4 protein-coding genes are annotated in these 3,641 nt (G+C 53.1%); 1 reads left to right on the plus strand and 3 read right to left on the minus strand.

The features are described 5' to 3' along the window. The first annotated feature begins 1 nt into the window (after nucleotide 1). On the plus strand, nucleotides 2-796 hold the full coding sequence (locus tag F4Y39_04365) for an MFS transporter (GenBank protein ID MYC12941.1): 795 nt from the start codon (nucleotides 2-4) through the stop codon (nucleotides 794-796). Between the two features lie 6 nt (nucleotides 797-802). Here the strand turns inward: F4Y39_04365 and F4Y39_04370 are convergent, their stop codons facing one another. The 3 genes from F4Y39_04370 to F4Y39_04380 are packed head-to-tail and all read right to left on the minus strand — an operon-like array spanning nucleotide 803 to nucleotide 3,563. Next, nucleotides 803-1,663 (minus strand): amidohydrolase family protein, encoded by an 861-nt coding sequence (locus tag F4Y39_04370; GenBank protein ID MYC12942.1) that lies wholly within the window; start codon nucleotides 1,661-1,663, stop codon nucleotides 803-805. Between the two features lie 12 nt (nucleotides 1,664-1,675). Beyond that, nucleotides 1,676-2,749, minus strand: a complete 1,074-nt coding sequence (locus tag F4Y39_04375) for a hypothetical protein (GenBank protein MYC12943.1) — start codon at nucleotides 2,747-2,749, stop codon at nucleotides 1,676-1,678. 1 nt (nucleotide 2,750) lies between these two features. Beyond that, nucleotides 2,751-3,563: a sugar phosphate isomerase/epimerase gene (locus F4Y39_04380; protein MYC12944.1), complete on the minus strand. Its 813-nt coding sequence runs from the start codon at nucleotides 3,561-3,563 to the stop codon at nucleotides 2,751-2,753. Nucleotides 3,564-3,641: the final 78 nt, after the last annotated feature.

Here is a 3,641-nt window from a genome sequence, read left to right on the forward strand (position 1 = left end):
TATTTTTTTCGGGCTTTTGCTTTGGGTGTGGGGGGGGGTGGGGGCGGGGGGGAGTGGGTTTTTGATGTTTTATCTGTCCAGGCGGTCTGTGACGGGGGTTGCTCCTTTTGAAGATTGGCGATTGCTTTTGGGCGCGGGGTTGTTTTTTGCCGGTTTCTGGTGGTGGGAAAGAGGGCGGAGAGATCCATTTCTCCCGCTCAATTTTTTTGGCAATCGCATGTTTTGCCGGGTGACGTTTTGCGCTTCGATGCGGATGTTTGTGCAGGGTGGTATTGGAGTTTTGATGCCGCTGTATCTGGTCGATGTTCACCGCATGGGTCCGGCACTGTTGGGCGTGTTTTTGATTATTAGTTCTGCGGCGATGACGCTGATTGTTCGGTTTGGCGGGCAGATGTCCGATCGCTTTCAGAGTCGGTGGCTGGTGATGATTGGGATGTTTGTGCAGTTGACGGTGATGCTGTCTTTTGCCCATTTGTCCGATGCGGTTTCGACATGGGTTATTGCTGGTCTGCTGGCGTATTATGGGCTTGGTGCGGGGTTGATGCTGGCTGCTTTGCACAGTACGGTTATGGGGACTGTCGATTCAGACCAGATGGGCGCTGCTGCAGGTCTTTATAGTATGTTGCGGTTTATGGGTATGGCGATCAGTACGGCACTGGTCGGAGTGGTGTTGCAGTTTTTCTTCGATGCAAATCTGGCTACGCTCGATGCGTACCAGAAGGTGTTTATGGTGCTTGCGATATTTCCCGTGCTGGGGATTGTGGTGGCATTTGGATTGCGGGAGAAGAAGGGGTGAAGCACGTCAATCATCACCCAATAACTTCTGTGCGTTTTGATATGTGATTTTGTCGAATGCGTCTTTTGGCAGGTTCAGGCGCTGGAGATAGTCCATCAGGCGCGTGTCAAAATAATCCCGTCCAAATAACAGGCTATCTTGAAAGTCGATCAGGAATTGCCTGCCAAATGCTTCGTCTCTGCTGATTGCGGTGAGTCCCGATCCCGCGGAGAGGTCGGCGTATAGATTGTCGTATTTTTTGAGCATCTGGGGGACTTTGCCGCCCGGCTCAACGGGTCCCTTGGGATAGGCTTCTTTGTCAAATTTATCGTCGCCAGAAATGTGCGCCCAGAATCCCGGGGCGTGGCCGATAAAATTGGTTTCGGGACATGCGATAATCGCCCGTTCAAATGCTTCGATGCTGCCGCCATACCACCAGTTTGGTCTCGGGTAATCCCCGCGTCCGTGATCGATGGGGTAGTCGAGATGGATTGTGATTGGCAGGCCCATGTCACCACAGGCGTGATAGAGTCTGAGGGCATCCGGGTCGTCAAATACGACTCTGACCTTTAATTCGCTGGCAACCCGAATCCCGTGAATTTCTACGGCTGCTTTCAAGCGGTCAATTGCGTCGGGCCGTTTTGGGTGTGGCATGTATCCCAGTACAAATCGGTCGGGGGCTGTGCGCCCCACCTGTATCACGTCTTCGAGGGGGATGCACACGCCTGTTGGGGGTAATACATTGTGATAACTGGGGCTGTATTCGTCTTCTGGCGCTTCCCAGGAGAATAGCCACATAAGGTCGATGTTTTGCTCGTCCATGTTTTTCAATATTTTTTCGGCGTTGAATCCGTGCCAGTTTGGGTGATTGTGCGCGTCGATTAACATGTGAATCTCCTTTTAGATCAGATATGCGCCATCCCGGATGATTTGGCGTGTCTTCCCGTCTGCTGAAATCAACAGGAGTGATGCCACTTGTATCGGGCTGTCTTTGGCATAGACGATGTCTTCGTGAACAATATGTGCGGGGGATTTGAATTGTTCTGGCCCAATTGTGCCGCCGAGATGTTCGCTACGTCCATAAGCCCAGTGAAAGCCCGCTTTTTCATCTTCTAAGACATTGCCCCAAACAACGGCTTTGGGGTTACATCCCAGGGCGAGTTCGGCGATGTTGCCGCGTATTGGATCTTCTTCGAAATAGGCTTTGAAACTCGCGGCCTGTGTTGTTTTTCCCGCGACATCTACTATCCGATTGTTTTCGACCCGAAATACGATGACGTCGCCGTTGTCACTGACGGGTATTTCGCCTTCCGTGCGACTCGGGTCGCCGTTTTTTTCTCCTTCATAGGGGACCTGGAAACTCTCGCCACTCGGCAAGTTGATGATGGGAAATGCCGAGTTTGCCTTTTCTCGGGGCAGTTGTCCGTCGTCTTTGTGGGCTTCTCGGTAGCGCAGGTCAACGGTCCATTTGTGGCCGGTTGAAAAAATAACCCGTGCGTATTCTGCTTCGGAGAGGGCGTCCATTAATATCTGGCAGCGGCGCGCCACTTCGGTATAATCCGCGGAGAGCGCGGTTTCTTCCATGCGTCGCGCAACGCCTGGCAATGACGCGGCGCGAAAATCATTGTGTGAACGCGCCCACATAGATAGGGGCGCGGTGGCGGAGAATTGCGTGAGTGCATTTACTATTGTCGCTCGCGTCAGGCCGTCGCGCAAGGGAATGGGTTCGCCTTTGTCGAGGGGCAAATTGCCATTGTGCGCGCCGGTCGCGGGAAAGGTGATGAGCGGCAGGACGTCGAAGCCAATCTGTTCGCCGAGCGATACCCAGGCTGCACGCCATTCGGCGGCCATTTCTCTGCGCTCGCGCCAGGTCTCGCTATCGCGCAGTTCACCGTGCGGGACATCGGCAATGACGGCTACTGTTTCGTCGGGTTCGGGATGAAATACATCTGTGAATAATTTGTGTAAGTCCATTTTACAGGTTGTCCAATACAGCGCGCAGTTGTCGTACGCCTTTTAGCATGAGTTCTGGGGATCCCCAGTGTTCGATGCTCACATTGCCCGTATAACCGTCTGATAGGACCATTTTGAGCAGGTCTTCGTATTTTATATCGCTGTCGCGAATGGGGTCCAGTTCTTTGTCGGGGTTGGGTTTGACGTGCAGATGGGTGATTCGTCCTTTGATCTGTTCGTATCCATCTGGGATGGCTTGTTCGCCACATCCGATGCCGTTGTTCACATCCCAGCAGAAGCTGAATCCCGATGTGTCGCCCAGTGCGTCGGCAACTGTTCTCGCTTCCGCACAGGTGCCGGCAATGGTCGCGCCTTCGTTTTCCAGTGATAGGGTGACGCCTTCGCGTTCGGCTGTTTTGGCTATGGGGCCGAGAAATGGCACGATGACGTCGAGATAGTTCTCAACACCGGGTCGATTTGCCCGGTCTCCTTTTCGTCGATTGGGGTTCCAGAGGGAAAATCCGCGGATGACGGTTGTATCAAATGCTTTTGCGAGTTCGATCATGCGGTCAAATATGCGCTGGTGTTCGGCTTTTTCTTCGGCGCTGTCGTGGGCGCATTTGCCCACGGGCGAGCCGACGGACATAACGGTTACATTGTACTTTGCCAGTACGTCCTGGACGCGCTGCAGTTCGTCGTTGTCGATTTCCTGGACGCGTTTGCCCCAGATGCCACCGCGCAGTTCAATGCCCGTTGCACCCGCTTCTACGCCCAGGCGCACAGATTTATCAAAGTCGGCTTTGTCGATTTCATCTGCAAAATAACACAGTTCCATCCCTTCCTCCTGTAAATGGTTATACGAATCAACGAATCAACGAATCAATGAAACAGGTAATGTACATGAAAGCCGTCA

The organism is Gemmatimonadota bacterium (genome assembly GCA_009838845.1).
GTDB lineage: Bacteria > Latescibacterota > UBA2968 > UBA2968 > UBA2968 > VXRD01.